Genomic DNA, 25000 nt, shown 5'->3' on the forward strand with positions numbered 1-25000 from the left:
TCTGTCTAGCTCCAGTGGCTAGGAGCTCGGGGTCATAAGCCAAATCACTCCAGAGACTAACGTCTCTTGCGCGATTCGTCTTATGCCTGTCGCTCCTGGGCAAGCCACTTCCGCTTTTCGAACTCCTCGGCGCATTTGCGCCTGTGGGGTCTCCCATACCAGCTACTCCCGTAGGAGTCTCCGTGCCTTCCGCTCCAATCAACTCAAAAAAGTAAATTATAAGCTTTAAAATTTCATTCTAATTATTAAAAAAATATCAAAAATTCAAAACAATATAAGCATAATGTAAACCGCATTGCAGTGCGTTTAGTCACACTATTTCGAAAATCGATTCATTTTTTGTTCACAATTTGAGCCAATTTTTTGAAAAAAAGTATTTCTTGGGGAGGAAATTTGGAAATACTTGTTGAATAATTTAGGTGGTTTTCATTTTGAAAATTAAAAAGGTGGTGAACATGATGGAAGTGACAGACGTAAGATTACGCCGAGTTAACACAGATGGACGTATGAGAGCAATCGCTTCAATTACATTAGACAATGAATTCGTAGTTCATGATATCCGTGTAATTGACGGTAATAATGGATTATTTGTAGCGATGCCGAGCAAACGGACACCAGATGGAGAGTTTCGTGATATTGCCCATCCAATTAATTCGGGGACTCGTGGCAAAATTCAAGAAGCCGTGTTGGCGGAATACCATCGATTAGGTGAATTAGAAGTTGAATTTGAAGAAGCTGGAGCGTCCTAAAAACAATTAGCTAAACAACGAGAGCCTGCTATCATAAGTAAGGCTCTTTTTTTATGGGATTACAAAATTACCCTTGAAAAACCCCTATAAACATTGATTATTTTCCTCGAAAAACATTTCCATTTAATTCCCACATATAACAATTATTCGCACTTTGTGAGGATTCCTTGAAATAAGCAGCTTTTTAAGATATATTCTTAATGGATAAAAAGGTAAATTGGAGGGCCATACATGTCTACACGGTATGCAATAATATTAGCTGCAGGTCAGGGAACACGTATGAAATCAAAGCTTTATAAAGTGTTGCACCCTGTATGTGGCAAACCAATGGTTCAACATGTTGTTGATCAAGTTTCAAAGCTTAACATAGATGAAATGGTCACAATTATTGGTCATGGTGCGGAAAAAGTGAAAGCTCAGCTTGGTGATAAAAGCCAATATGCGTTGCAGGAAAGCCAGCTTGGTACAGCACATGCTGTGATTCAAGCTAAGGGAACTTTAGCAGGAAAGCAAGGAGTAACTATCGTTGTTTGTGGAGACACACCTCTAATCGAGGCGGAAACAATGGAGGCGCTCATCAAACAGCATGAAGCAATGAATGCAAAGGTAACAGTATTAACCGCTGCTACAGACAATCCTACTGGGTATGGGAGAATCGTGCGGAATGCAGAGGGACATGTTGAAAAAATCGTAGAGCATAAAGATGCTACCGATCAAGAACGCAGTATTAAAGAAATAAACACCGGTACATATTGCTTTGATAATAAAGCGCTTTTTGAAGCATTAGAACAGGTATCGAACGATAATGTCCAAGGTGAATATTACTTGCCTGATGTGATTGAAATTTTGAAAAAACAGGGTGAAATTGTTACGGCGTATCAAACTGGAAACTTTGAAGAAACACTAGGTGTCAATGATAGAGTTGCCCTTAGTCAAGCAGAGCAAATCATGAAAAATAGAATTAATGAATCACATATGCGTAACGGCGTAACGTTAATTGATCCAACATCTACGTATATTGGCGCTGATGTTGAAATTGGTCAAGACACAGTTATCTATCCAGGAACTGTTGTTTCTGGAAGAACCGTTATTGGTTCAGACTGTGTCATTGGACCTAACAGTGAAATCAAGGATTGTAAAATTGGTGATGCCACTACAATCCGCCAATCTGTTGCACATGATAGTAGTATCGGTTCAAATGTTAACATAGGTCCTTTTGCTCACATTCGCCCTTCATCAGATATTCATGATGAAGTGAAAATCGGTAACTTTGTGGAAATTAAAAAGGCTGTATTTGGTCAAGGTAGCAAAGCGTCTCATCTTAGCTATATTGGCGATGCGGAAGTTGGCAAGGATGTAAACATTGGCTGCGGTTCAATAACAGTCAACTATGATGGGAAAAATAAATTCCTAACAAAAATTGAGGATAATGTATTTGTGGGATGCAATTCCAATTTAGTAGCTCCAGTCACAATTGGTAAAGGCTCTTATGTGGCTGCAGGTTCTACAATTACGAATAATGTTCCTGAAGAAGCACTGTCAATCGCTCGTGCGCGTCAAGTGAATAAAGAAAACTATGTCCAAAAATTAAATTTAAAGAAATAAGCTGGAGGGGCTTTACATGTCTAATCAATATTTAGATCCAAATTTAAAGGTATTTAGCTTAAATTCGAACAAAGAGCTTGCTGAAGAAATTGCTAAAGTAATTGGTGTTGAACTAGGGAAATGCTCAGTTAAACGTTTTAGTGATGGCGAAATCCAAATTAACATCGAAGAGAGTATTCGTGGTTGTGATGTATTTATTATTCAATCAACTAGTTCTCCAGTTAATGAGCACCTAATGGAGTTACTTATTTTAATTGATGCATTAAAGCGCGCCTCTGCAAAAACAATCAATCTTGTTATCCCTTATTACGGTTATGCACGACAAGACCGTAAAGCACGGGCCCGTGAGCCAATTACAGCGAAGCTTGTGGCAAATCTGCTTGAAACAGCTGGTGCAACACGTGTTATTACTTTAGATTTGCATGCACCACAAATTCAAGGCTTCTTCGATATTCCAATCGATCACTTAATGGGTGTACCAATTCTTGCAGAATACTTTAAAAATAAACATTATGATAAAGATATTGTCATTGTATCACCAGACCATGGTGGTGTAACACGTGCTCGTAAAATGGCTGAGCGCCTAAAAGCACCGATTGCGATTATTGACAAACGTCGACCAAAGCCAAACGTGGCAGAAGTAATGAATATTGTCGGTAATATCGAAGGTAAGGTTGCTATTTTAATTGATGATATTATTGATACAGCTGGTACAATTACGCTTGCTGCTAACGCCTTGGTGGAAAACGGCGCAGCGGAAGTATATGCTTGCTGTACGCACCCTGTATTATCAGGTCCGGCAATGAGCCGAATTGAAAATTCTAATATTAAAGAGCTTGTTATTACAAATTCAATTGCTCTTCCGGAAGACAAAATGATTGATAAAATTGTTAATCTGTCAGTTGCTTCATTGCTAGGTGATGCGATCATTCGCGTCCATGAAGAACAATCTGTCAGTGTATTATTTGAATAGTCGCTAAGAAAAGATGTTTATTCCTTCCTCATTTAGGGAACTTTTATAGAGAACCTATCGATAATAAATGAGGAAGGTGTATATTGATGAATGTAGAATTAGAAGCTAGGGAACGTACTGGTTCCCAACGCTCGATTTTAAAGAGCTTGCGTGATAATGGTGATATCCCGGCGATTATCTATGGTGCAAATACCGGTAATCAAACCGTTTCCGTCAATGTTGGCGATTTGATGAAAACGATTCGTGACAACGGACGGAATAGTGTTATTTCCTTACAGGTTGAAGGAAAGAGCTGCAATGTGATTTTATCGGACTATCAGAAGGATCCGGTTAAACAGGATATCATTCATGCTGATTTTCTCACCGTCGATATGACAACCGAGATTTCAGTAAATGTGCGGATCCAATTAGATGGAGAACCACAAGGAGTAAAGGATGGCGGAGTATTGCAGCAAACCCTCCATGAAGTCTCCATTACGGCAACACCAGATCAAATTCCACAATCAATCAATATTAATATCTCGGACTTGCAGGTTAATGAACACATGACTGTTGCCGATATTTATACGGCCAATCAGTTTACGATTAATCATGATCCAGAAGAAGTACTTGTAACGATTCTTCCTCCGAAGCAGGAGAAGGAAATTAGTACCGGAGAACAGCAGGAAGGTGGCCTGCCAGACAACCTTGAAGGCAGGGAAACAGACCCTTCTCAATAATAAATTTAGACGTAACCTAGTTCAGGTTACGTCTTTTATAGTATTATGGAAATAGCCATAAATGAGGGAGGTGGAAGCGTGAAGTTAATAGTGGGTCTGGGTAACCCAGGAAAGCAATATGAGCAGACTAGACATAATATTGGTTTTAAGGTTATTGATAAGCTTGCTAATGAGCTTGACATACAGTTAGATCAAGCTAAGCATAAAGGTCTTTACGGAATGAAAAATATTAGCGGAGAAAAAGTCTTTTTATTGAAGCCGCTTACTTATATGAATTTATCTGGAGAGTCAATTCGCGCAGTGATGGATTATTATCAAATTGAACCTGATGAAATAGTTGTCATTTATGACGATTTAGATTTACCTGTTGGGAAGATTCGCCTCCGTCAGAAGGGAAGCCCGGGTGGTCATAACGGGATGAAATCAACAATTGCTCATTTAGGTACTGAGAATTTTAATCGTATCCGTGTTGGTATTGATCGTCCGAAAAATGGAATGAAGGTCACTGATTATGTACTAGGGAGATTTTCTAAGGAAGAAGAAGAAGTACTGGTTGAAGTGATCGATAAAAGCGCTGCTGCCGCTATGAAATGGCTCAACCAACCATTTTTACAAGTAATGAATGAATTCAATGCTTAATTGATTCATGTTTACTAGGAAAATAACATACAATAGGCTTACGAATAAGTTTCCTTGAAACCGTAAATAATAACATTATCTACGGAGTTTGAGGAGGAAGTCATTTGGCTATACATTATCATTGCAGACATTGTGGGATGAAAATGGGCACGATTGATCAAGTGTCTATACATAGCGAACAACTTGGTTTACACAAGTTATCAGCTGAGGAACGCCAGGAAATGGTTTCGTATGATCAACAAGGCGAAATTCATATAGCCACAATTTGTGAGGATTGTCAGGAGTATTTGACAAGAAATCCTGAGTATCATCAATATGATTTTTTAATACATTAACAGCTTTGGAAGCAATCCAAAGCGTTTTTCTGTTATATATATGGGTTAAAAAGTAGGTAGGTCTGTCGCCCCTGAGCAAGCCACCTACGCTTTTCGTTTTGTCTAGCTACAGCGGCTAGGAGCACATGTCATAAGCCAAATCTCTCCAGAGACTAACGTCTCTTGCGTGATTCGTCTTATGCCAATGCTCCTGAGCAAGCCGCTTTCGCTTTTCGTTTTGTCTAGCTTCGGTGGCTAGGGGCTCGGGGTCATAAGCCAATCCGTCCAGAAGGTCAAAGAACGACCTTCTAGCCGGCTCGTCTTATGCCTGTCGCCCCTGAGCAAGCCACCTACGCTTTTCTTTGAGAGGAGGGTTCGGATGGAAGGGCTTAAAAATGTCATAACAAATTTAGATGATGTTCAATCGGTTATTGCCGGTGTGAATGAAGGATTAAAGGAACAGTTAATCGCCGGATTATCTGGTTCGGCGCGAACACTTTTCCTTGCTTCTGTCTATGAAAAAACAAATAAACCACAACTAATCGTGACTCATAATTTACTACAAGCCCAAAAAATTTATGATGACATGATTAATTTACTCGGAGAGAAGGAAGTCTTTCTATACCCGGCTAATGAATTAATTGCTGCAGAAATCAGTATTGCTAGTCCAGAGCTAAAGGCGCAACGGATTGATACAATCAATCATTTAATTAGTGGGAATAGCGGAATCGTCATCGTTCCTGTTGCAGGTCTCAGAAAAATAGTGCCTCCAAAAGCACTTTGGGAAATCTATCAGATTTCACTTAAAGTTGGGGATGATATCAATCTAGATGAGCTATTAAATAAATTAGTAAAAATGGGCTATATTCGCGCTGATATGGTTTCCGCACCTGGTGAATTTAGCGTTCGCGGCGGGATCGTTGATATATATCCGCTAACCGAGGCAGATCCTCTCCGGATTGAGCTATTTGATACAGAGATTGATTCAATTCGGACATTTTCACTAGACAATCAGCGCTCTAAACTTAAGTTAAAGGAAGTCAGCATCGCCCCAGCGACTGAATATATATTTGAGTCTGAGCATTTTGGGAAATTGATAGAGCACATCGAGACAGGACTTGCCAAAACGTTAAAATCGGTAAAACAAGATAATGTTAAAACTTTGCTTACGCAAAATGTTGGCTATGAGCTCGAACAGCTTAAAGCGGGACAAAAACCGGAGCAAGTCTTTAAATATTTATCATTTGCTTATGAAAAAGAAAATAGTTTACTAGATTATTTACCTTCACATGCTCTCGTTTTTGTTGATGAAATTAGCAGAGTTCAAGAAATGAATGATTCTTTGGAAAAAGAAGAAGCTGAATGGTATACAAGCTTATTAGGTGAAGGGAAAATTGTTCATGATGTAAAGATATCCCATCAACTTACGCCTTTACTACATAAATCGCCACAGGCAATTGCATATTTATCATTATTCTTGCGGCATGTACCGAACACGAATCCGCAAAACATTATCAATGTATCTTGTAAGCAAATGCAAAACTTTCATGGCCAAATGAATGTGTTAAAAACAGAGCTAGATCGCTGGGCGAAAGGTAAGTATACCGTTTTATTTCTTGGACCAGACGAAGAACGGGTCGATAAACTGCAGCGTGTACTAGAAGATTATGACATAGAAGCATCATTTATTGGAAAAGGACAGGATTTGCGGATAGGCAATATTCAGATAGCTGAAGGGAATTTACTAACCGGCTTTGAACTACCTATTCAAAAATTAGCTGTCATTACCGAAGAAGAATTATTTAATAAACGAACAGCAAAAAAATCAACAAGACGCCAAAAGCTTTCGAATGCTGAACGGATAAAAAGCTACTCTGAGCTTCGTGTTGGTGATCATGTCGTTCACGTCAATCATGGGATTGGGAAATATCTTGGTATTGAAACACTAGTGATCAATGGTGTCCATAAAGACTATCTTCATATTCGTTATCAAGGTAGTGACAAGCTTTATGTACCAGTTGAACAAATTGATTTAGTACAAAAATACGTTGGCTCTGAAGGTAAAGAGCCAAAAATCTATAAATTAGGTGGTTCTGATTGGAAGCGGGTCAAGAAGAAAGTTGAATCGTCTGTACAAAATATTGCGGAGGATTTAATAAAGCTATATGCAGAACGTGAAGCTGCGAAAGGGCATGCTTTCTCGCCTGATGGAGATATGCAACGTGAATTTGAAATGGCGTTCCCTTATCAAGAGACCGATGATCAAATTCGCTCTATTAACGAAATTAAAAAAGATATGGAACGAGAACGTCCAATGGATCGTTTGCTATGCGGTGATGTCGGCTACGGGAAAACTGAAGTCGCAATTCGTGCTGCTTTTAAAGCTATCGCTGATGGGAAACAAGTGGCCTTCTTAGTACCAACAACTATTCTAGCGCAACAGCATTATGAAACTATGCGTGAGCGTTTCCAGGAATATCCGATTAAAATAGGTTTACTTAGCCGCTTTCGCACAAGGAAGGAACAGCAGGAAACAATGAAGGGCTTAAAAGCCGGAACAGTCGATATTGTTGTCGGCACACATCGCTTGTTATCCAAGGATATTACCTATCGTGATTTAGGGTTATTAATTATTGATGAAGAGCAGCGCTTCGGTGTTACTCATAAGGAAAAAATAAAACAGTTAAAGACGAATGTTGATGTATTGACCTTAACAGCAACACCAATTCCTAGAACGCTCCATATGTCGATGTTAGGGGTACGCGATTTATCCGTAATTGAAACTCCGCCAGAAAATCGTTTTCCAGTGCAAACATATGTTATGGAGTATAATGGCGGCTTAGTTAGGGAAGCAATTGAACGTGAATTAGCACGGGATGGACAGGTTTATTTCCTATATAACCGTGTCGAGGATATTGAGCGGAAGGCTGAAGAAATCTCGATGCTTGTTCCCGATGCCCGCGTAACTTATGCACATGGACAAATGTCTGAAAATGAACTTGAATCAGTCATGCTCGGCTTTTTAGAAGGCGAATTTGATGTATTAGTTAGCACAACCATTATTGAAACAGGTGTAGATATTCCAAATGTTAATACCCTAATTGTTTTTGATGCCGATCGGATGGGACTTTCGCAGCTTTACCAGCTCCGCGGGCGTGTTGGACGTTCAAACCGCGTTGCATATGCTTATTTTACCTATCGCAAGGATAAAGTGCTGACTGAAGTAGCTGAAAAACGTTTGCAGGCAATAAAAGAATTCACAGAACTAGGCTCAGGCTTTAAAATTGCTATGCGCGATTTATCGATTCGAGGCGCAGGTAATTTGCTAGGGGCAGAGCAGCATGGTTTTATTGATTCTGTCGGGTTTGATCTTTATTCGCAAATGCTAAAAGATGCTATTGAAGCTAGAAAAGGTGATTTGAATTTAGCAGAAACGGCTGCTTTAGAGATTGATGTAGAGGTTGATGCTTATATTCCAGACGCATATATTGGTGACGGTCATCAAAAAATTGAAATGTATAAGCGATTCCGCTCATTAGCAAACGTCGAGGAATTAGAGGAGCTACAAGAGGAAATGATTGATCGCTTTGGCGAGTATCCTGATGAGGTAGCTTTTTTATTCCAAATAGCTGAGATAAAGGTATTTGCCCAATTAGCAAAGGTTGAATACATTAAGCAAGTTAAACACGATGTGACCATTCTTTTTTCAGAAAAAGGAAGTCAAAATAACGATATGAAACAAATTGTTCAAATTCTTAATAAATACGGACGTATGGTTGGCATGGGTCAAGATGGAACAAAGTTTAAGCTGGTCCTTCACATTAAGGGAGTTTCTCCGCAAAAGTGGATGGAGGTAGCCTTAGAGCTCATCCAAGCCGTTTATGAATCAAAGACAGAGCCAGAAAAAAACATTGTTTCAAAACAATAAAAATCAACTAAGTTAGTAGTAAGCCATAGTTTGAAGTAATTGTTAAGATTTTACATTATTGGTATAACTATCATTATTGAGAAAAAATCGTTGATTGTGCATAGAACTTTCCAGATGAAAGATAATATATCTAACATGGTGATGATTTACCAAATGAACCACCATGAATCATTGCCAAACAACAAATCATCAGATGAAAGTGAGGCAACATTGGATGAAAGCAACTGGTATTGTTCGTCGAATCGATGATTTAGGTCGTGTGGTTATTCCAAAGGAAATTCGTAGGACGTTAAGAATTCGCGAAGGTGATCCACTCGAAATATTCGTGGACCGAGACGGAGAGGTAATTTTAAAGAAGTATTCTCCAATCAGTGAGCTAAGCGATTTCGCGAAGGAGTATGCCGAGGCATTATATGATAGTCTTGGCAATCCAGTATTAATTTGCGACAGAGATACATATATTGCTGTTGCAGGAGGTTCCAAAAAGGACTATTTAAATAAGAATATTAGTGACTTAGTTGAAAAAACAATGGAAGATCGCAATTCTGTACTGGTGAATCAGCAGGAAAATGCTTCACTAGTAGATGGTAATGATGAGAGTATTTCAGCATATACAATTGGTCCAATCATTGCAAATGGTGATCCAATTGGAGCAGTGATTATTGTGGCGAAAGAAGGTTCATTAGGTGAGGTGGAACAAAAAGCTGTTGAAACAGCTTCTAGCTTTCTAGCTCGCCAAATGGAATCGTAACAGAATGAAGATTTTTGATTCGATATTTTGCAACATAAACATAGTGTTTTTGATAAAAAGGTGGCGAAAAGCTGCCTTTTTTCCATTTGTGCTCTGGGCAAGTTATCGTGATTTATTAGAAACTGACCGTAAAGCCCTTAGTATGCTATAATACGTTGGAAAAATGATAAGGAAAATATTTCTGGAAGGTGAGATGGGCGATGAGCCCTATACATGAACAAAAAACGGTTTTAAAAGGTGTATTTATTTTAACTATAGGGGCTATTTTAACGAAAATTTTGAGCGCCGTCTATCGAATCCCGTTTCAAAATATGGTAGGGGATGTCGGTTTTTATATTTATCAACAAGTCTATCCTTTTTATGGCTTGGCACTCGTTATGACTACAAGTGGCTTTCCGGTCATCATTTCAAAGCTTTATGCGGAAAGAAAGGGAAATGATGCGAAGCGGTTGCTGCTAATCTCCTTCTTTTTCTTATTTGGTCTTGGGCTGGTGAGCTTTATTGCGATGTATTTAGGCGCGGACTTGCTCGCTGCAAGTATGAATGATGCACATTTAGCAATCTTGTTTCGCGTTATATCGATTATTTTCCTCATTCTCCCATTCACTGCTGTATTGCGCGGATATTTTCAGGGAGAAGGAGATATGCTACCAACTGCTGTATCTCAAGTTGGGGAACAGCTAATGCGTGTAGCAACAATCCTCGGTTTATCGGGTCTGTTTATGAGTGAAGGCTATTCCCTTTATGTTGTCGGGAGCGGGGCGTCATTTGGTTCAATAACCGGAGGGATACTGGCTGTTATCCTTCTCCTTTTTTATTTTAAGAAAAGAAAACGGTCAAGGAGTCTTTCTTTAGCGCGCTTATTGAAAACCATTAGACTCAGAGAAGTTATCGCGGTTAGCAAAGTTCTTTCTTTGCAGGGCTTTGCTGTATGTATTTCCGGGATGTTATTAATCTTTATACAATTGGCAGACTCTATTAATTTATATACTTTACTTATCTCATCTGGTTATGAGCCTTTGGAGGCTAAAGGGCTGAAGGGGATTTACGACCGCGGTCAGCCGCTTATTCAATTAGGAACCGTACTAGCAACATCGATGTCATTATCGTTAGTACCGCTCATTTCGAGCGAAAAAGTAAAAAGTGATAAACAATTATTATTGGAAAAAATACAAACAGCTTTAAAGATCAGCATGATGGTTGGTGCTGCAGGAGCGATTGGTCTAATATCTATTATGAAGCCAACCAATATGATGTTGTTTAAAAATTCACATGGTACAAATGTGTTAGCAATCATCGCCATCGTTATTTTTTTCTCATCTGTGATTATTACGATTTCAAGTATTCTACAAGGTTTAGGCGCAACGGTTTTTCCTGCAATAGTCATTTTAATTGGCTTTGCGATTAAGTGTATTGCCAATATTCCTTTGGTTCTTAAATTCGGAACTGTCGGAGCTGCAATCTCATCCGTTGTGGCGATGATGTTTATTTTCATTTTATTAAGTTTAAAATTAAAGAAGACTATCCAAGCACGGCTATTACCAAAGGGCTTTGGGCAATCCATTAGCTTAGCAACGATTATGATGGGAAGTAGTTTGCTAGCATACGTAAGATTAACTGATTTTCTTTTCGCAGGGGAGAGATTGTTAGCAACAATTCAAGCTCTTTCAGGGGTTATAATTGGAGGAAGTCTCTATTTGTTTATTGTTTTCAGAAGTGGAATTTTTAATGAGGCAGAATTATCACTGCTTCCATTTGGAGACAAACTTAAGGCGCTATTGCCAAATAAGAGCAGGAGATGATTGATTTGTCTAATAAAATTACGATTATCGGGTTGGGAGCCGGAGATCTAAACCAAATACCGTTCGGTGTGTATAAAATGATGCTTAAGGCAGAGCTTGTTTATTTACGAACGAAGGAGCACCCAGTTGTAGCTGAACTCGAAAAAGAAGGTGTTCAGTTTATTTCCTATGATGATGTGTATGAGAAACATGATTCGTTCGGAAAGGTCTATGAAGAGATTAGTGAAAGCTTATTAAATAAAGCACAGCAGCAATCGATTATTTATGCTGTTCCTGGTCATCCAATTGTTGCAGAACAAACCGTCCAGCTTTTATTGGAAAATGGACCAACACAAGGAATACAAATTGAACTCGCCGGCGGTCAGAGCTTCATTGATGCCATTTTTCAAGCATTAAAAATTGACCCAATTGATGGCTTTCAATTATTAGATGGTACTTCGTTAACAAAAGAAAGCCTAAATCTGCACCAGCATATCGTGATAGGCCAAGTATATGATACATATGTAGCCTCAAATGTGAAATTGACATTAATGGAGCGCTTGCCAGACGATTATCAAATTGTTGTCGTTAGTGCAGCTGGAAGTGAAGCTGAACAAATCGAATCAATTCCGTTGTATGAATTGGACCGGGTTGTGAAAGTAAACAATTTAACATCTATTTATGTACCACCAGTTCAAGAAGAGACGATCCTTTACAAGGAGTTTGATAAGCTTCGCGAGGTGATTGCTGAACTGCGTGGACCAAACGGCTGTCCATGGGATAAAAAGCAAACCCATAGTAGCTTGAAAAAATACTTAATTGAAGAAGCTTACGAGTTAATTGAAGCCATTGGGCAGGATGATATCGATCATATGATTGAGGAGTTGGGGGATGTTCTACTTCAAGTCATGCTTCATGCCCAAATTGGTGAAGACGATGGGTATTTTTCAATAAACGATGTGATCGAATCCATTACAGCAAAAATGATTCGTCGTCATCCGCACGTATTTGGAACAGTTGAAGTTAACGGTGTAGAAGATGTGCTTTCGAATTGGAACGAAATTAAAACACAGGAAAAATCCGGAGAGGATGACAAGTCACTGTTAGACTCTATCGGCTTGTCCCAACCATCGATGCTAAGGGCGTATGAACTGCAAAAGGCAGCAGCTAAAGTGGGCTTTGATTGGCAGGAGGTTGAACCAGTTTGGGACAAGGTAAAGGAAGAATTACAGGAATTTGAAGCAGAGTTAATCGGTAAAGAAGTAAATGAAAATGCTGTAAAAGAATTTGGTGACTTGATGTTTGCGATGATTAATTTAGCAAGATTTTATAAAATACATCCAGAAGAAGCACTACTTTCAACTAACCTAAAGTTTACTGACCGTTTTAAGTTTGTGGAAAAACGGGTGAAGGAAAGCGGAAAAGACTTTGCCCAGCATTCGCTTGAGGAACTGGATCAATATTGGGATGAGGCAAAGGAACTCGGATTATAAAATGATATAAAAGGGAGTAGAGCATATGCGCTTAGATAAATTTTTAAAAGTTTCGCGATTGATAAAACGTCGTACCGTAGCGAAAGAAATTTCCGACCAAGGTCGAATCGACATTAATGGTAAACAGGCAAAATCTAGTTCAACTGTGAAAGTTGGCGATGTGTTAACCGTAAAGTTTGGCCAAAGAATTGTTACCGTCAAAATTGAACGAATTCAGGAAACCTCTCGCAAGGAGGAAGCGGCTGAAATGTACTCGATTGTAAGTGAAGAACGGGTATCAGAGGCTTAAACCTAGTTTATAGTCGAAACGAGTGTGTTCTAATTATCTCTCCAAGTTCATAAACTTGTACAAAAACCAGCACTATGACTGTGAGGGATAAATGTTGAACCAATATTATGATCAAAATACAACGAAATCATCAGTACAAGACCATGATGTGATTATGAGAGGAAGACGCCTGCTGGAAATTACCGGTGTCAAGCAGGTTGAAAGCTTTGATAATGAGGAGTTTCTTTTAGAAACAGTAATGGGCTTTCTGGCAATAAAAGGGCAAAACTTACAAATGAAAAACCTTGATGTTGATAAAGGGATTGTTGCGATTAAAGGAAAGGTTTATGAATTACTTTATTTAGACGATCAGCATGGGGAGAAGGCTAAAGGCTTCTTTAGCAAGTTGTTCCGATGACACTGTCTACACAATTTATTACCATGCTGACAATGGTTGGCATGGGATCCTTTTTTGGAGCAGCATTTGATACGTATAATCGCTTTTTGAAACGGGCTTCCCGGAAAAGTTGGCTCGTCTTCTTGAACGATGTGTTATTTTGGGTCCTGCAAGGTCTGTTAATTTTCTATGTGTTATTTCTTGTGAATGAAGGAGAAATGCGATTTTATATATTCATAGCATTGGTGTGTGGCTTTGCTGCATACCAAAGCTTACTGAGACGAATATATTTGCATGTTTTAGAAATCGTAATTACCTGGATCGTATCCATTTGGCGATTCCTTGTAAGGTTATTTATGGGCTTAATATATAAACCAATTTTAGCCTTGCTTGCGTTTTGCCTTTCGACCATCGTACTAATAGGCAAAGCGCTTTTTTCACTTAGCAAATCACTATTAAGACTTCTAGGTTGGATTGTTCTTATCATCTTAAAACCAATCCAATTGATATTGTTATTATTTTGGAAACTTTTGCCGAAAGGAATTAAAAAAAGCGTCGAGAAGTTATATAATAGAATGGCAGGATTTTTACGAAAAATAAAGAAATATTTCAGTAAGGCAGTAGCTTTTCTTAAAAATAAAATTAAACATAAAAAATAAATAAAGGGGGTTTTGCGTGAATGGGTGCCATTAGAAGAAAAAAAGTAGCCAAGATTCAAACACAATTAACACAACAACATGAAATCACCGAGGTACGCGTTGCAAGAAAGCGAAAAAAACTAGTCCGTCGCTTGTTTTTTTTCGCGATGTTAGTTATTGCAACAGCATATATAATGGTCTCCACACTCATTTCGCAAGCCTCCACGATTGAAAAAAGGCAAGCCGAGAAGCAAAAGCTGCAGCATGAACTATCAGAATTAAGAGATGAACAAAGTGCCTTAAAAGAAGAAATCATTAAGCTTAACGATAAAGATTATATTGCTAAGCTTGCGCGAAGGGATTATTTCTTGTCAGAGAGTAATGAAATTATTTTTAATATTCCTGAGGAAAAGAAGCAGAAACAGGTTGAATAGTGGGTTTATTGACACGCTTTTTTCCACTTTTGTATAATATGGAATATGTATGATTTTTTATATTCTTAAGGAGGAAAATTCTTTATATGTCAATCGAAGTAGGCAGCAAGTTGCAAGGAAAGGTAACGGGCATTACGAAATTCGGAGCGTTTGTGGAGCTGCCAGAAGGTTCAACTGGTCTTGTTCACATCAGTGAGGTCGCAGATAATTATGTGAAGGATATCAATGATCATTTGAAAGTTGGCGACATTGTCGAAGTTAAAGTCATGAATGTTGAAAAAGATGGGAAGATTGGTCTTTCCATCAAGAAAGCTAAAGACAGAGCTGAACATAAGACACATTCGCATTCGAATTCCCACTCACACTCACAGCGTCCTCGTCATGGACGGTCAAATGATTACCGCAATAATAATAAAGTGGAAAACTTTGAATCAAAGATGGCACGTTTCTTAAAGGATAGTGAAGATCGCTTATCGTCTTTGAAACGCAGTACTGAGTCAAAGCGCGGTGGCAGAGGGGCTAAAAGAGGTTAACTTGTTGCTTATTTTTTTGGTATATAGTTATGAATTTGATTATAGATTGCTTATTAGACAAGTCGTTATCCGGCTTGTCTTTTTGGTGTGTTTGGGGTGCGGGGTAGAGGAATGGATTGAGTGTTTGAGTTGTAAGTTGTGGTAGGTAGTTGTGCATAAGAGGGGAAAACTGTGCATATATGTATTTTTTGTGCATATCGTGTTTTTCTTGTGCGAATATTTTCAGTGCTTCTCAAAAGTTGTGCATATATTTGAAAAGTCGTGTATATATCAAAAAAGTTGTATCATATAATTTTGGAAGTGTTGCAAATAGACAATTTCGTGTGCATATATGAGTTTTGTTGTGCATATATTTGCGTGGATAATAATAAAATTGATCAATTCTCGATTTTTTTATTAAAGTTTTCTTTTTTTAGAAAAAAATAAAGATCTTTCTTCCGGAAAAATAGAGATTTCCTAAAAAAATCTCTATTTTTTTAATAAGACTAGTAAAAAAATGAGGAAATCAATAAATTACACAAAAAAGGTTGTCCCGCACATAACTTGGGACAACCTTTTTTGTACTTCCGCTTTTCGTATGTCCAGCTGCAGGTGCCATCGGCTCGAGGTCATAAGTCAATCAGTCCAAAAGGTAAAAAGCAACCTTTCGGCCTGCTCGCCTTATGCTTGTCGCCGATAAACGGGCACCTTCCGCTTTTCGTATGACCCCTACGGGATTCGAACCCGTGTTACCGCCGTGAAAGGGCGGTGTCTTAACCGCTTGACCAAGGGGCCGAGATAAATAATGTCCAGCTGCAGTGGCTAGAGGCTCGGGGTCATAAGCCAATCCGTCCAGAAGGTTAAAGAACAACCTTCCGGCCGGCTCGTCTTATGCCTGTCGCCTCTGGGTAAGCCACTTCCGCTTTTCGTTTGTCTAGCTCCGTTCGCTAGCCCCTCGGGGTCATAAGCCAAATCACTCCAGAGGCTGACGCCTCCTGCGTGATTCGTCTTATGCCTGTCGGGGCTGAGCAAGCGAACTCCGCTTTTCGTTATAGCGGCGGAGGGGATCGAACCCCCGACCTTACGGGTATGAACCGTACGCTCTAGCCAGCTGAGCTACACCGCCAAATATTTAAGCACAAAAAATATAATACAGTCGAATCATTATAGTGTCAATAATTTTTTAGCTGAATCTGTCGGTAAATGCTTGTTTTGTACAAAGACAGGGAATTAAGTCGAGAAAAAATTGGAATACCCCTTGTAATTGTGACAATATTCTGAAAATAATCTATTTATAATGAATATAATTATGAACGTAAGGGAGTGTGGTTAATGGCTAAGACAGAGCAAAATTTTACTAAGCCAATTGGCGAAGTTAATTTTAATAGTCCAAAAATGGAATTCTCTAATGGATTGAATAAAATGCTATTAAAACTAGACAGCTTTTTTATTAAAAAAGGCTATATTCTCTTATTTATTGGGTTTTTATTAGGACGAGCTCTTATCTTATCGAAACTAACTCCATTCAGTTTGCCATTTTTTGCAGCTGTATACTTGATGAAACGAGAGCGAGCTCCGCTTGCGCTAATTGGAATTATTGCAGGCGCGGCAACGATAACGATTGCTGATTCCGTCCTATCATTTGCATGTGCTTGTGTTTTTTTACTGATCTACCGAATTACTCATAAATGGAATAGTAATGATTTAAAGGTAGTACCTGTCATTGTGTTCTTTACCCTCTTAGTTGGCAATCTACTACAAATATTATTCATCGAACAAAGGTTATCAGTTTATGATGGGGTGATGGCAGGGGTTGAGGCGGGTCTAGGCAGCATTTTAACTTTGATTTTCCAACAAAGCATTCCGTTAATAACGATGAACAAGCGAAAGCAACTGTTAAAAACAGAGGAAATTGTTTGCATGATCATTATGCTGGCTTCAATCATGACGGGAACGATTGGCTGGGCTGTTTATAATCTATCAATTGAGCATATTGTTGCTAGATATTTAGTATTACTATTTTCATTTGTAGCGGGTGCAACAGTCGGTTCCACAGTAGGAGTTGTCACAGGCCTAATTCTAAGCCTCGCTAATGTAACTAGCTTCTTCCAAATGAGCCTACTCGCATTTTCTGGATTATTAGGTGGACTCCTTAAAGAGGGCAAAAGAATTGGTGTGGCTATCGGTCTATTAATTGCTACCGTATTAGTAGGAATGTATGGAGAAGGGGGCGGAGAATTATCGAAAACTATCTACGAATCATTAGCCGCAATATTATTATTTTTGATAACACCTAGAGTGATTACGACAAGATTGGCCAGGCATATACCTGGAACAGCGGAATACGCTGCAGAACAGCAGCAATATATGAGGAAAATGCGCGACGTGACAGCTTCTAAGGTCTCCCAATTCTCCAGCGTGTTTCAGGCTTTGTCAAAAAGCTTCAATACAAATGAGGAAAATGAGCGTTATGATGATTCGGAACGAGAATTGGACTTTTTTCTAAGCAATGTTACCGAAAAAACCTGTCAAACATGTTTTAAAAAGGATTATTGCTGGACGAGGAACTTTGAGACTACCTACGAATATATGAGTGATATTATGCGAGAAATGGATCATCACGATAGTGTTTTATCAGCAAAAACAATGCGTGAATGGGAAAAGCATTGTACAAGGGCCAATAAGGTGGTTGATTCCATCGGTCAGGAACTTACCTACTTTCAGGCAAATCAAAAGCTAAAAAAACAAGTTCAAGAAAGTCGTAGATTAGTAGCCGAGCAGCTATTAGGTGTTTCCGAGGTAATGGAAAATTTCGCCAATGAAATACAGCGCGAAAGAGAAAACCACTATAAACAGGAGGAGCAAATATTAGAGGCAATACAAGAATTTGGTATACAAGTCGAACAGGTCGAAATTTATAGCTTAATTAAGGGAAATGTCGATATTGATATGACGATTCCGTATTGTAACGGTCATGGCGAATGTGAAAAGTTGGTCGCGCCGATGCTCTCAGATATTCTTGGTGAAACAATTGTTGTGAATTCAGAAGAATGCTCAGCTTATCCAAATGGATTTTGCCAGGTTACCTTTGGCTCAGCTAAAGCTTTTGTTGTTGAAACTGGTGTATCCCACGCCGCAAAGGATGGTGGTTTTGTTTCAGGTGATAGCTATTCAACCATTGAGCTTGGACTAGGCAAATATGCGATTGCTATTAGTGATGGGATGGGAAATGGAGAGAGGGCTCATTTTGAAAGCATGGAAACCATCAGCTTGCTGCAAAAAATCCTTCAGTCCGGAATTGAAGAAAAGGTTGCGATTAAATCAGTCAACTCGGTGTTATCGTTACGGACAAATGACGAGATTTTTTCGACACTTGATTTAGCAATGATTGATCTGCAAAATGCTTCCGCAAAATTCTTGAAAATAAGTTCGACACCTAGTTTTATAAAACGAGGCAAGAAGGTAATGAAGATCCAAGCAAGTAATTTACCGATGGGTATTTTTCAGGACTTTGATGTGGATGTAGTAGGCGAACAATTAAAGGCTGGAGATTTGCTTATTATGATGAGTGATGGGGTATTTGAAGGTCCGAAGCATGTTGAAAATTATGATTTATGGATGAAGCGGAAATTGCAGGAATTACAAACAGATGACCCACAGCAAATCGCTGATTTAATTATCGAAGAGGTGATTCGTTCAAGAGGTGGCTCAATAGATGATGATATGACGATTGTTGTATCCAAAATTAAGCATAATACGCCAAAATGGGCATCCATTCCTGTTTCAAAACAACAAAAAAATGCATAAATCTTATCTTACCCTCCGAGGCCGTTAAATATGTATAAATTTCTCTTTACATGGCGATGATGTTAGCAATTATATGCTGGAGGGGAAATAAGTGAAGACAGGAACTTTAAGACAGGTTTTACTCATAACAGATGGTTGTTCAAATCAAGGTGAAGATCCAGTTGCAATGGCGGCACTTGCTTATGAGCAAGGGGTTACAATTAACGTCATTGGGGTAATGGACCAAGACATTATTGACGAAAAAGGCATGCGCGAAATTGAAGATATTGCGATGGCGGGTAAAGGGGTTAGCCAAGTTGTTTATGCAACTCAGCTTTCACAAACCGTTCAAATGGTGACAAGAAAGGCGATGACCCAAACGCTTCAAGGATTAGTTAACAAGGAGCTTCAACATATTCTTGGGGGTGCAAAAACAGTTGAAGACCTCCCGCCGGAAAAGCGTGGCGAGGTGATGGAAGTTGTTGATGAACTCGGTGAAACTGCAAAATTAGAGGTGCTAATTCTTGTTGATACAAGTGCAAGTATGAAACAAAAGCTCCCTACCGTCAAAGAGGCATTATTAGATTTATCGCTTAGCTTGAATGCTAGATCTGGAGATAATCGGTTTGCGGTGTTTGTATTTCCTGGGAAAAAGAATGAAGTCGAGAAGCTGTTAGATTGGACTCCGGATTTAAGTGCCTTAACGAAGGTTTTTTCAAAGCTGACAACAGGTGGAATTACTCCGACTGGTCCGGCTATCCGTGAGGCATTATCTTATTTCCAGAAAAAACGTTCACTAAGGAGTTTGTTATCTCGTGATGATGAATCATTCTTTGAAGAATCAGTGTAAAGTAAATCCTGGAACTATAATCGAAGGAAAATGGCATCGAAACCGTTATACAATAATAAAAGAACTAGGAAATGGTGCGAATGGCATCGTTTATCTAGCTCGAGCTAGCAATCACAAGCAGGTTGCACTAAAAATGAGCGATAATAGTATGTCAATCACTTCTGAAGTGAATGTGCTAAAATCCTTTGCTAAGGTCCAGGGGTCAACCCTTGGACCTTCTTTGCTTGATGTTGATGATTGGGTAAGACGCACTGGTAATATTTCATTTTATGTAATGGAATATATCGATGGGCCTGACCTTTTGACTTATATTCAAAAAAGAGGTCAGGAGTGGACAAATGTATTAATTTTGCAATTATTATCAGATTTGGACCAACTTCATCAAAATGGTTGGGTATTTGGAGATTTGAAGCCTGAGAATTTAATTGTGTCAGGTCCCCCGCCGCAAATCCGTTGCATCGATGTCGGAGGAACGACGATTAAGGGGCGGGCAATCAAAGAGTTTACTGAGTTTTTTGACCGAGGCTTTTGGGGTATGGGAAGCAGAAAAGCTGACCCAAGCTATGACCTGTTTGCGGTTGCAATGATCATCTTAAACACGGTTTATCCAAAGCGATTCAACAAAACGAGCGGCGGGATTATCCAATTAAAGGAAATGATTCGCCAAAAAAGTGAATTAAAGAAAATAGAGGGAGTGTTACTAAACGCATTACAAGGAAATTACACTTCAGCTGGGCAGATGCGAACGGAGATGTTGAATGCGCTAAATCGCGTCCCTAATCAAACTCGGCAAGCTCCAAACAAAGCACGTAACCCACACACAAATACAAGTAGAAGCCATTATACAAAGCGTAAAAAGAAGAGTAATTTTATTGAAACAATGGTTATTACGATGATTATTATCATTTTATATACGGTCTATATTTTTGGACAGCTATTACCGTAAAAATAATGAAAAGGCTGAAACCAAATTGATTTTCATTCGTATGTAATAAGATTAAGTAATTTAATAAAAACCTGGCAAATAGAGGTAATGTTTTGGTACTGCTTAAGGAAAAGTGATAAGCTTTTATTAACAATAATAATAAGGAAGATTATCATGTTAGAAAATAAGGTGGACCTCTTTCTCAAACACCAAGGAATTGACTTAACAAATAAGGGAGTGATTGTAGGAGTTTCGGGTGGTCCAGATTCGTTAGCATTGCTCCATTTTTTATGGTCGCGTCGTAAAATTTGGAATTTAGCAATTGTGGCCGCCCATGTTGATCATATGTTTCGTGGTAACGAATCATATATGGAGGCGAAATTTGTAGAAGATTATTGCGAAAGGTTGGGTATTCCGTGTGAAATAAAGCATATTGATGTCCCTGCTATTATTTCCAACACAAACAAGAATGCCCAGGTTGCTTCCAGAGAATGTCGATACCAATTCTATCAGCAAGTAATGGAGACTTATCAGTCAGACTTTTTGGCGCTCGGTCACCATGGTGATGACCAAATGGAAACCATATTAATGAGACTAACACGTGGAAGTACCGGGATGGCTAGAGCTGGTATTTTATTTAAACGTCCATTCAATCAAGGTCATATCATCCGACCGTTTTTATGCGTAAATCGTGATGAAATTGAAATGTACTGCCAAAGGAATCAGCTTGAGCCAAGACGCGATCCTAGCAATCATAAGGACATTTATAGCCGTAATCGATTTCGAAAGCATATACTCCCTTTTTTAAAGAGAGAAAATCCCCAAGTACACAATCATTTTCAGCGGTATAGCGAAGAAATCCAAAGTGATGAGGAATTTCTGCAGGAATTAACGCTTCAAAAAATGAATACAGTAATGAAAAAAGAACAGGGAAAAATAACTCTTGACATTAAAATGTTTTCAACAATGCCAATGCCTTTACAACGGAGAGGGATTCAACTAATATTAAAATATCTTTATCAAGAAAGGCTTGAACTTCTATCGAATATACATACTGATCAAATTTTTAGCCTTATTACACATACTCATCCATCGGGAAAACTCGATTTACCTGAAAAGCTTTCGGTGACCCGCGCATATGACGTCATTATTTTCCAATTTAAAGAAAAATGCGTAGAAACCTATCACTACGAAATACTTGATACTCAAACAATTGAGCTACCAAATGGACAAACACTATCTATCAACTTTAATCAGGACAAGATGTGCAAGCCTGATCATTTTTCTTTCTCGCTGAATCCACAGCAAATTAACTTGCCTCTCGTGATTCGTACCCGGAAAAATGGTGACAAAATGAGGATAAAGGGTATGTCTGGTACGAAAAAGATAAAAGATATCTTTATTGACCAAAAAATCCCGATTCATATGCGGAATCAATGGCCCGTTGTTACAGACAGTAAAGATAATATTCTGTGGCTGCCCGGACTAAAAAAATCCAAATATGATGCTACGGGAACTGTTGAAACCGGCACTATACAATTAATATATAATAGCAATGATTCTTCTAGGGGGCATCTAGTAATGAAAAGAGATATTGAAAAGGTATTGATCACAGAAGAAGAGATCCAAACGAAAATTAAGGATCTTGCACATCAATTGACTGAGGAATACCAAGATAAATTTCCTTTGGCGATTGGGGTTTTAAAGGGAGCTATGCCATTTATGGGCGATTTGTTAAAACGAATCGACACCTATTTGGAAATGGATTTTATGGATGTATCCAGCTATGGAAATTCAACCGTATCTTCTGGGGAAGTGAAAATTTTAAAGGACCTCGATACTTCTGTTGAAGGGCGAAATATCTTGATTATTGAAGATATTATCGATAGCGGTTTAACTTTAAGCTACCTAGTTGAGCTATTCCGATATCGCAAAGCAAAGTCGATTAAAATTGTGACCTTGCTTGATAAACCAACTGGACGTAAAGCAGACCTTCATGCAGATTATGTAGGGTTTGTCGTACCAGATGCTTTTGTTGTAGGGTATGGTCTAGATTATGCTGAAAAGTATCGCAACCTTCCATATATTGGGGTTTTAAAACCTGAGGTATACACCAATAACAAATAAGTGAAAAATAAGGAACGGGATGGCCGTTAATTCATGAACGTACATTGTAAGACAGACAAGGTCAATTCCTTGTAATAGCGCATTTTTTTATGATAGTATTTAGTATAGTTTGTTCAGTAGGGAGGAGGTAAGGGATGAATCGGATCTTCCGAAATACCATCTTTTATTTATTAATATTCTTAGTCATAATTGGCGTAGTTAGCTTCTTTAACGGTAATAACGAGCCAACAGAAAATATAACATACGATAAGTTTATCCAACATCTGGAAGATGGTCAGGTTACTACACTTACATTACAACCTGAACGCGGTGTTTATCAAGTCCGTGGTCAGTTGAAAAATTATGAAGAAGGTAAGTTTTTCTTAACTTACGTTTGGAACAGTGAGGAATCATTGTCCCAAATCCAAAAAGCAGCAGCTAAAGCAGAGGTTGAAGTGTTGCCAGCTAAGGAAACAAGTGGTTGGGTAACATTTTTTACATCGATTATTCCTTTTATCATTATCTTTATTCTCTTTTTCTTCTTATTAAACCAAGCTCAAGGTGGCGGCAGCCGTGTAATGAACTTTGGTAAAAGTAAAGCCAAGCTTTACAATGATGAAAAGAAAAAGGTTCGCTTCAAGGATGTAGCAGGAGCGGATGAAGAAAAGCAAGAATTAGTAGAAGTGGTTGAATTCTTAAAGGATCCACGCAAATTCGCAGAACTTGGAGCACGAATTCCTAAAGGCGTTCTGTTAGTTGGTCCTCCAGGAACAGGTAAAACCTTATTGGCAAGAGCGGTTGCTGGAGAAGCTGGCGTACCATTCTTCTCAATCAGTGGTTCTGACTTCGTAGAGATGTTCGTTGGGGTAGGGGCATCCCGTGTTCGTGACTTGTTTGAAACAGCGAAGAAGAACTCCCCATGTATTATTTTTATTGACGAAATTGATGCGGTTGGACGTCAACGTGGCGCTGGTTTAGGTGGCGGACATGATGAACGTGAACAAACGCTAAACCAATTACTCGTTGAGATGGATGGTTTCGGAGCTAACGAAGGTATCATAATTGTTGCGGCAACAAACCGCCCAGATATTTTAGACCCAGCACTATTAAGACCAGGTCGTTTTGACCGTCAAATTACCGTTGACCGTCCGGATGTAAACGGACGTGAAGCAGTTCTGAAAGTACATGCCCGCAATAAACCGCTAGATGATTCAGTTAATCTTCGAGCGATTGCGACCAGAACGCCTGGATTCTCAGGTGCAGATTTAGAAAACCTATTAAATGAAGCTGCGTTAATAGCAGCAAGACGCAATAAGAAAAAAGTTGATATGTTAGATATTGATGAAGCAACCGACCGTGTTATCGCTGGACCAGCGAAAAAGAGCCGTGTTATCTCTAAAAAAGAGCGAAACATTGTTGCTTTCCATGAAGCAGGTCATACAGTAATTGGTCTAATTCTGGACCAAGCTGATATGGTTCACAAAGTTACAATTGTCCCTCGTGGCCAAGCAGGCGGTTATGCTGTTATGCTTCCAAGAGAAGATCGCTATTTCATGACAAAGCCTGAATTATTAGATAAAATTACAGGTTTACTCGGTGGCCGTGTTGCTGAAGAAATCGTATTCGGTGAAGTAAGTACCGGCGCTCACAATGACTTCCAGCGTGCAACTGGAATTGCGCGTAAAATGATCACAGAATACGGGATGAGTGATAAGCTTGGACCGATGCAATTTGGTCAAGCCCAAGGTCAAGTATTCTTAGGCAGAGATATTGGAAATGAACAAAATTATTCTGATGCCATTGCATATGAAATCGATCTTGAAATGCAACGTTTCGTTAAAGATTGCTATGAAAATGCACGGAAGATTTTAACAGAGAATCGTGATTTATTGAATCTTATTGCCAATACACTATTGGAAGTTGAAACTTTAGATGCTGAACAAATTATGAGTCTAAAGGATCACGGCACATTACCTGATCGTAAAGTCAGCTCTTCCAACAATGAAACACCAAGCTTAGATGATGTGATTGTAAACATCTCTTCAAAGCAAGAGGATTCTTCTAAGAAGGATGAAGATCCAAACAATAAAGTTGATTAACAACTAGGAAGGCGCTCAAAGCGAGCGCCTTTT

The 25000-nt window shown here is 38.9% G+C and carries 20 protein-coding genes, 2 tRNA genes and 1 pseudogene; 21 read left to right on the forward strand and 2 right to left on the reverse strand.

The features are described from left to right. Nucleotides 1-458: 458 nt before the first annotated feature. The 15 genes from spoVG (at nt 459) to FXW34_RS20315 (ending at nt 15222) form a co-directional block, all read left to right on the forward strand. Nucleotides 459-749 (forward strand): septation regulator SpoVG, encoded by a 291-nt coding sequence (gene spoVG, locus FXW34_RS20245; protein ID WP_003347151.1) that lies wholly within the window; start codon nt 459-461, stop codon nt 747-749. A gap of 231 nt (nt 750-980) precedes the next feature. Beyond that, nucleotides 981-2354, forward strand: a complete 1374-nt coding sequence (gene glmU / locus FXW34_RS20250) for a bifunctional UDP-N-acetylglucosamine diphosphorylase/glucosamine-1-phosphate N-acetyltransferase GlmU (RefSeq protein WP_147535874.1) — start codon at nt 981-983, stop codon at nt 2352-2354. 16 nt (nt 2355-2370) lie between these two features. After that, complete coding sequence (locus FXW34_RS20255) at nt 2371-3327, forward strand: ribose-phosphate diphosphokinase (protein ID WP_147535875.1); 957 nt, start codon at nt 2371-2373, stop codon at nt 3325-3327. A gap of 86 nt (nt 3328-3413) precedes the next feature. Then, nucleotides 3414-4046 carry a 50S ribosomal protein L25/general stress protein Ctc gene (locus FXW34_RS20260; RefSeq protein ID WP_147535876.1) on the forward strand — a complete coding sequence of 211 codons (633 nt, stop codon included), beginning with the start codon at nt 3414-3416 and terminating at the stop codon, nt 4044-4046. Between the two features lie 78 nt (nt 4047-4124). Continuing rightward, complete coding sequence (gene pth, locus FXW34_RS20265; RefSeq protein WP_147535877.1) at nt 4125-4685, forward strand: aminoacyl-tRNA hydrolase; 561 nt, start codon at nt 4125-4127, stop codon at nt 4683-4685. A gap of 104 nt (nt 4686-4789) precedes the next feature. Then, a complete protein-coding gene (fin, locus tag FXW34_RS20270) occupies nt 4790-5020 on the forward strand; it encodes an anti-sigma-F factor Fin (RefSeq protein ID WP_147535878.1) in 231 nt (76 codons plus the stop codon). 358 nt (nt 5021-5378) lie between these two features. Then, nucleotides 5379-8927 (forward strand): transcription-repair coupling factor, encoded by a 3549-nt coding sequence (mfd, locus tag FXW34_RS20275; protein ID WP_147535879.1) that lies wholly within the window; start codon nt 5379-5381, stop codon nt 8925-8927. A gap of 214 nt (nt 8928-9141) precedes the next feature. Further along, a complete protein-coding gene (spoVT, locus tag FXW34_RS20280; RefSeq protein ID WP_147535880.1) occupies nt 9142-9678 on the forward strand; it encodes a stage V sporulation protein T in 537 nt (178 codons plus the stop codon). 200 nt (nt 9679-9878) lie between these two features. After that, nucleotides 9879-11480, forward strand: coding sequence for a putative polysaccharide biosynthesis protein (locus FXW34_RS20285; RefSeq protein ID WP_147535881.1), 1602 nt, complete (start codon nt 9879-9881; stop codon nt 11478-11480). Between the two features lie 5 nt (nt 11481-11485). Next, nucleotides 11486-12952, forward strand: a complete 1467-nt coding sequence (yabN, locus tag FXW34_RS20290; protein ID WP_147535882.1) for a bifunctional methyltransferase/pyrophosphohydrolase YabN — start codon at nt 11486-11488, stop codon at nt 12950-12952. A gap of 25 nt (nt 12953-12977) precedes the next feature. Beyond that, nucleotides 12978-13241 (forward strand): RNA-binding S4 domain-containing protein, encoded by a 264-nt coding sequence (locus FXW34_RS20295; protein ID WP_147535883.1) that lies wholly within the window; start codon nt 12978-12980, stop codon nt 13239-13241. A 91-nt stretch (nt 13242-13332) separates the two neighbouring features. Then, nucleotides 13333-13638 (forward strand): sporulation protein YabP, encoded by a 306-nt coding sequence (gene yabP / locus FXW34_RS20300; protein ID WP_425457455.1) that lies wholly within the window; start codon nt 13333-13335, stop codon nt 13636-13638. Next, nucleotides 13635-14276 carry a spore cortex biosynthesis protein YabQ gene (gene yabQ / locus FXW34_RS20305; RefSeq protein ID WP_147535885.1) on the forward strand — a complete coding sequence of 214 codons (642 nt, stop codon included), beginning with the start codon at nt 13635-13637 and terminating at the stop codon, nt 14274-14276. Before yabP ends, yabQ begins: the two co-directional genes overlap by 4 nt. A gap of 20 nt (nt 14277-14296) precedes the next feature. Continuing rightward, nucleotides 14297-14689, forward strand: coding sequence for an FtsB family cell division protein (locus tag FXW34_RS20310; protein ID WP_147535886.1), 393 nt, complete (start codon nt 14297-14299; stop codon nt 14687-14689). A gap of 86 nt (nt 14690-14775) precedes the next feature. Further along, the gene (locus tag FXW34_RS20315) at nt 14776-15222 is read left to right on the forward strand and encodes a S1 domain-containing RNA-binding protein (protein ID WP_147535887.1); all 447 of its coding nucleotides are present in this window, start codon (nt 14776-14778) and stop codon (nt 15220-15222) included. Between the two features lie 702 nt (nt 15223-15924). On the opposite strand, the gene FXW34_RS20320 is transcribed toward FXW34_RS20315, so the two are convergent. Then, nucleotides 15925-15996 (reverse strand) — tRNA-Glu (locus FXW34_RS20320). Nucleotides 15997-16253: 257 nt separating this feature from the next. Beyond that, nucleotides 16254-16327: transfer RNA gene (locus tag FXW34_RS20330), tRNA-Met, on the reverse strand. A gap of 206 nt (nt 16328-16533) precedes the next feature. On the opposite strand from FXW34_RS20330, the gene spoIIE reads away from it, so the two are divergent. The 6 genes and pseudogenes from spoIIE (at nt 16534) to ftsH (ending at nt 24967) form a co-directional block, all read left to right on the forward strand. Continuing rightward, nucleotides 16534-19008, forward strand: a complete 2475-nt coding sequence (gene spoIIE / locus FXW34_RS20335; protein ID WP_147535889.1) for a stage II sporulation protein E — start codon at nt 16534-16536, stop codon at nt 19006-19008. 91 nt (nt 19009-19099) lie between these two features. Next, entirely contained in the window at nt 19100-19837 is a 738-nt protein-coding gene (locus tag FXW34_RS20340; RefSeq protein ID WP_147535890.1) for a VWA domain-containing protein, read from the forward strand. After that, complete coding sequence (locus FXW34_RS20345; protein ID WP_147535903.1) at nt 19806-20783, forward strand: protein kinase domain-containing protein; 978 nt, start codon at nt 19806-19808, stop codon at nt 20781-20783. Before FXW34_RS20340 ends, FXW34_RS20345 begins: the two co-directional genes overlap by 32 nt. 153 nt (nt 20784-20936) lie before the next feature. Next, nucleotides 20937-22205 (forward strand): annotated as a pseudogene (gene tilS, locus FXW34_RS20350) (tRNA lysidine(34) synthetase TilS); the annotation flags it as partial. Nucleotides 22206-22343: 138 nt separating this feature from the next. Then, nucleotides 22344-22889 carry a hypoxanthine phosphoribosyltransferase gene (hpt, locus tag FXW34_RS23490; RefSeq protein ID WP_246141239.1) on the forward strand — a complete coding sequence of 182 codons (546 nt, stop codon included), beginning with the start codon at nt 22344-22346 and terminating at the stop codon, nt 22887-22889. A 134-nt stretch (nt 22890-23023) separates the two neighbouring features. Continuing rightward, the gene (gene ftsH / locus FXW34_RS20355; RefSeq protein ID WP_147535892.1) at nt 23024-24967 is read left to right on the forward strand and encodes an ATP-dependent zinc metalloprotease FtsH; all 1944 of its coding nucleotides are present in this window, start codon (nt 23024-23026) and stop codon (nt 24965-24967) included. The last annotated feature ends 33 nt before the right edge of the window (nt 24968-25000 follow it).

Origin of the sequence: Bacillus marasmi, assembly GCF_902168435.1 — a bacterium.
Taxonomy (GTDB): Bacteria; Bacillota; Bacilli; order Bacillales; family Cytobacillaceae; genus Bacillus_BU; species Bacillus_BU marasmi.

Excerpts from the sequence above, each read along its gene's own strand:
- spoIIE (WP_147535889.1), top strand. The coding sequence starts at position 16,534 with ATGGCTAAGACAGAGCAAAATTTTACTAAGCCAATTGGCGAAGTTAAT.
- hpt (WP_246141239.1), top strand. The coding sequence starts at position 22,344 with ATGAAAAGAGATATTGAAAAGGTATTGATCACAGAAGAAGAGATCCAA.
- glmU (WP_147535874.1), top strand. The coding sequence starts at position 981 with ATGTCTACACGGTATGCAATAATATTAGCTGCAGGTCAGGGAACACGT.
- FXW34_RS20285 (WP_147535881.1), top strand. The coding sequence starts at position 9,879 with ATGAGCCCTATACATGAACAAAAAACGGTTTTAAAAGGTGTATTTATT.
- FXW34_RS20315 (WP_147535887.1), top strand. The coding sequence starts at position 14,776 with ATGTCAATCGAAGTAGGCAGCAAGTTGCAAGGAAAGGTAACGGGCATT.
- FXW34_RS20295 (WP_147535883.1), top strand. The coding sequence starts at position 12,978 with ATGCGCTTAGATAAATTTTTAAAAGTTTCGCGATTGATAAAACGTCGT.
- yabQ (WP_147535885.1), top strand. The coding sequence starts at position 13,635 with ATGACACTGTCTACACAATTTATTACCATGCTGACAATGGTTGGCATG.
- spoVG (WP_003347151.1), top strand. The coding sequence starts at position 459 with ATGGAAGTGACAGACGTAAGATTACGCCGAGTTAACACAGATGGACGT.
- FXW34_RS20255 (WP_147535875.1), top strand. The coding sequence starts at position 2,371 with ATGTCTAATCAATATTTAGATCCAAATTTAAAGGTATTTAGCTTAAAT.
- mfd (WP_147535879.1), top strand. The coding sequence starts at position 5,379 with ATGGAAGGGCTTAAAAATGTCATAACAAATTTAGATGATGTTCAATCG.
- ftsH (WP_147535892.1), top strand. The coding sequence starts at position 23,024 with ATGAATCGGATCTTCCGAAATACCATCTTTTATTTATTAATATTCTTA.
- FXW34_RS20310 (WP_147535886.1), top strand. The coding sequence starts at position 14,297 with ATGGGTGCCATTAGAAGAAAAAAAGTAGCCAAGATTCAAACACAATTA.
- spoVT (WP_147535880.1), top strand. The coding sequence starts at position 9,142 with ATGAAAGCAACTGGTATTGTTCGTCGAATCGATGATTTAGGTCGTGTG.
- FXW34_RS20345 (WP_147535903.1), top strand. The coding sequence starts at position 19,806 with ATGATGAATCATTCTTTGAAGAATCAGTGTAAAGTAAATCCTGGAACT.
- yabP (WP_425457455.1), top strand. The coding sequence starts at position 13,333 with ATGTTGAACCAATATTATGATCAAAATACAACGAAATCATCAGTACAA.
- FXW34_RS20260 (WP_147535876.1), top strand. The coding sequence starts at position 3,414 with ATGAATGTAGAATTAGAAGCTAGGGAACGTACTGGTTCCCAACGCTCG.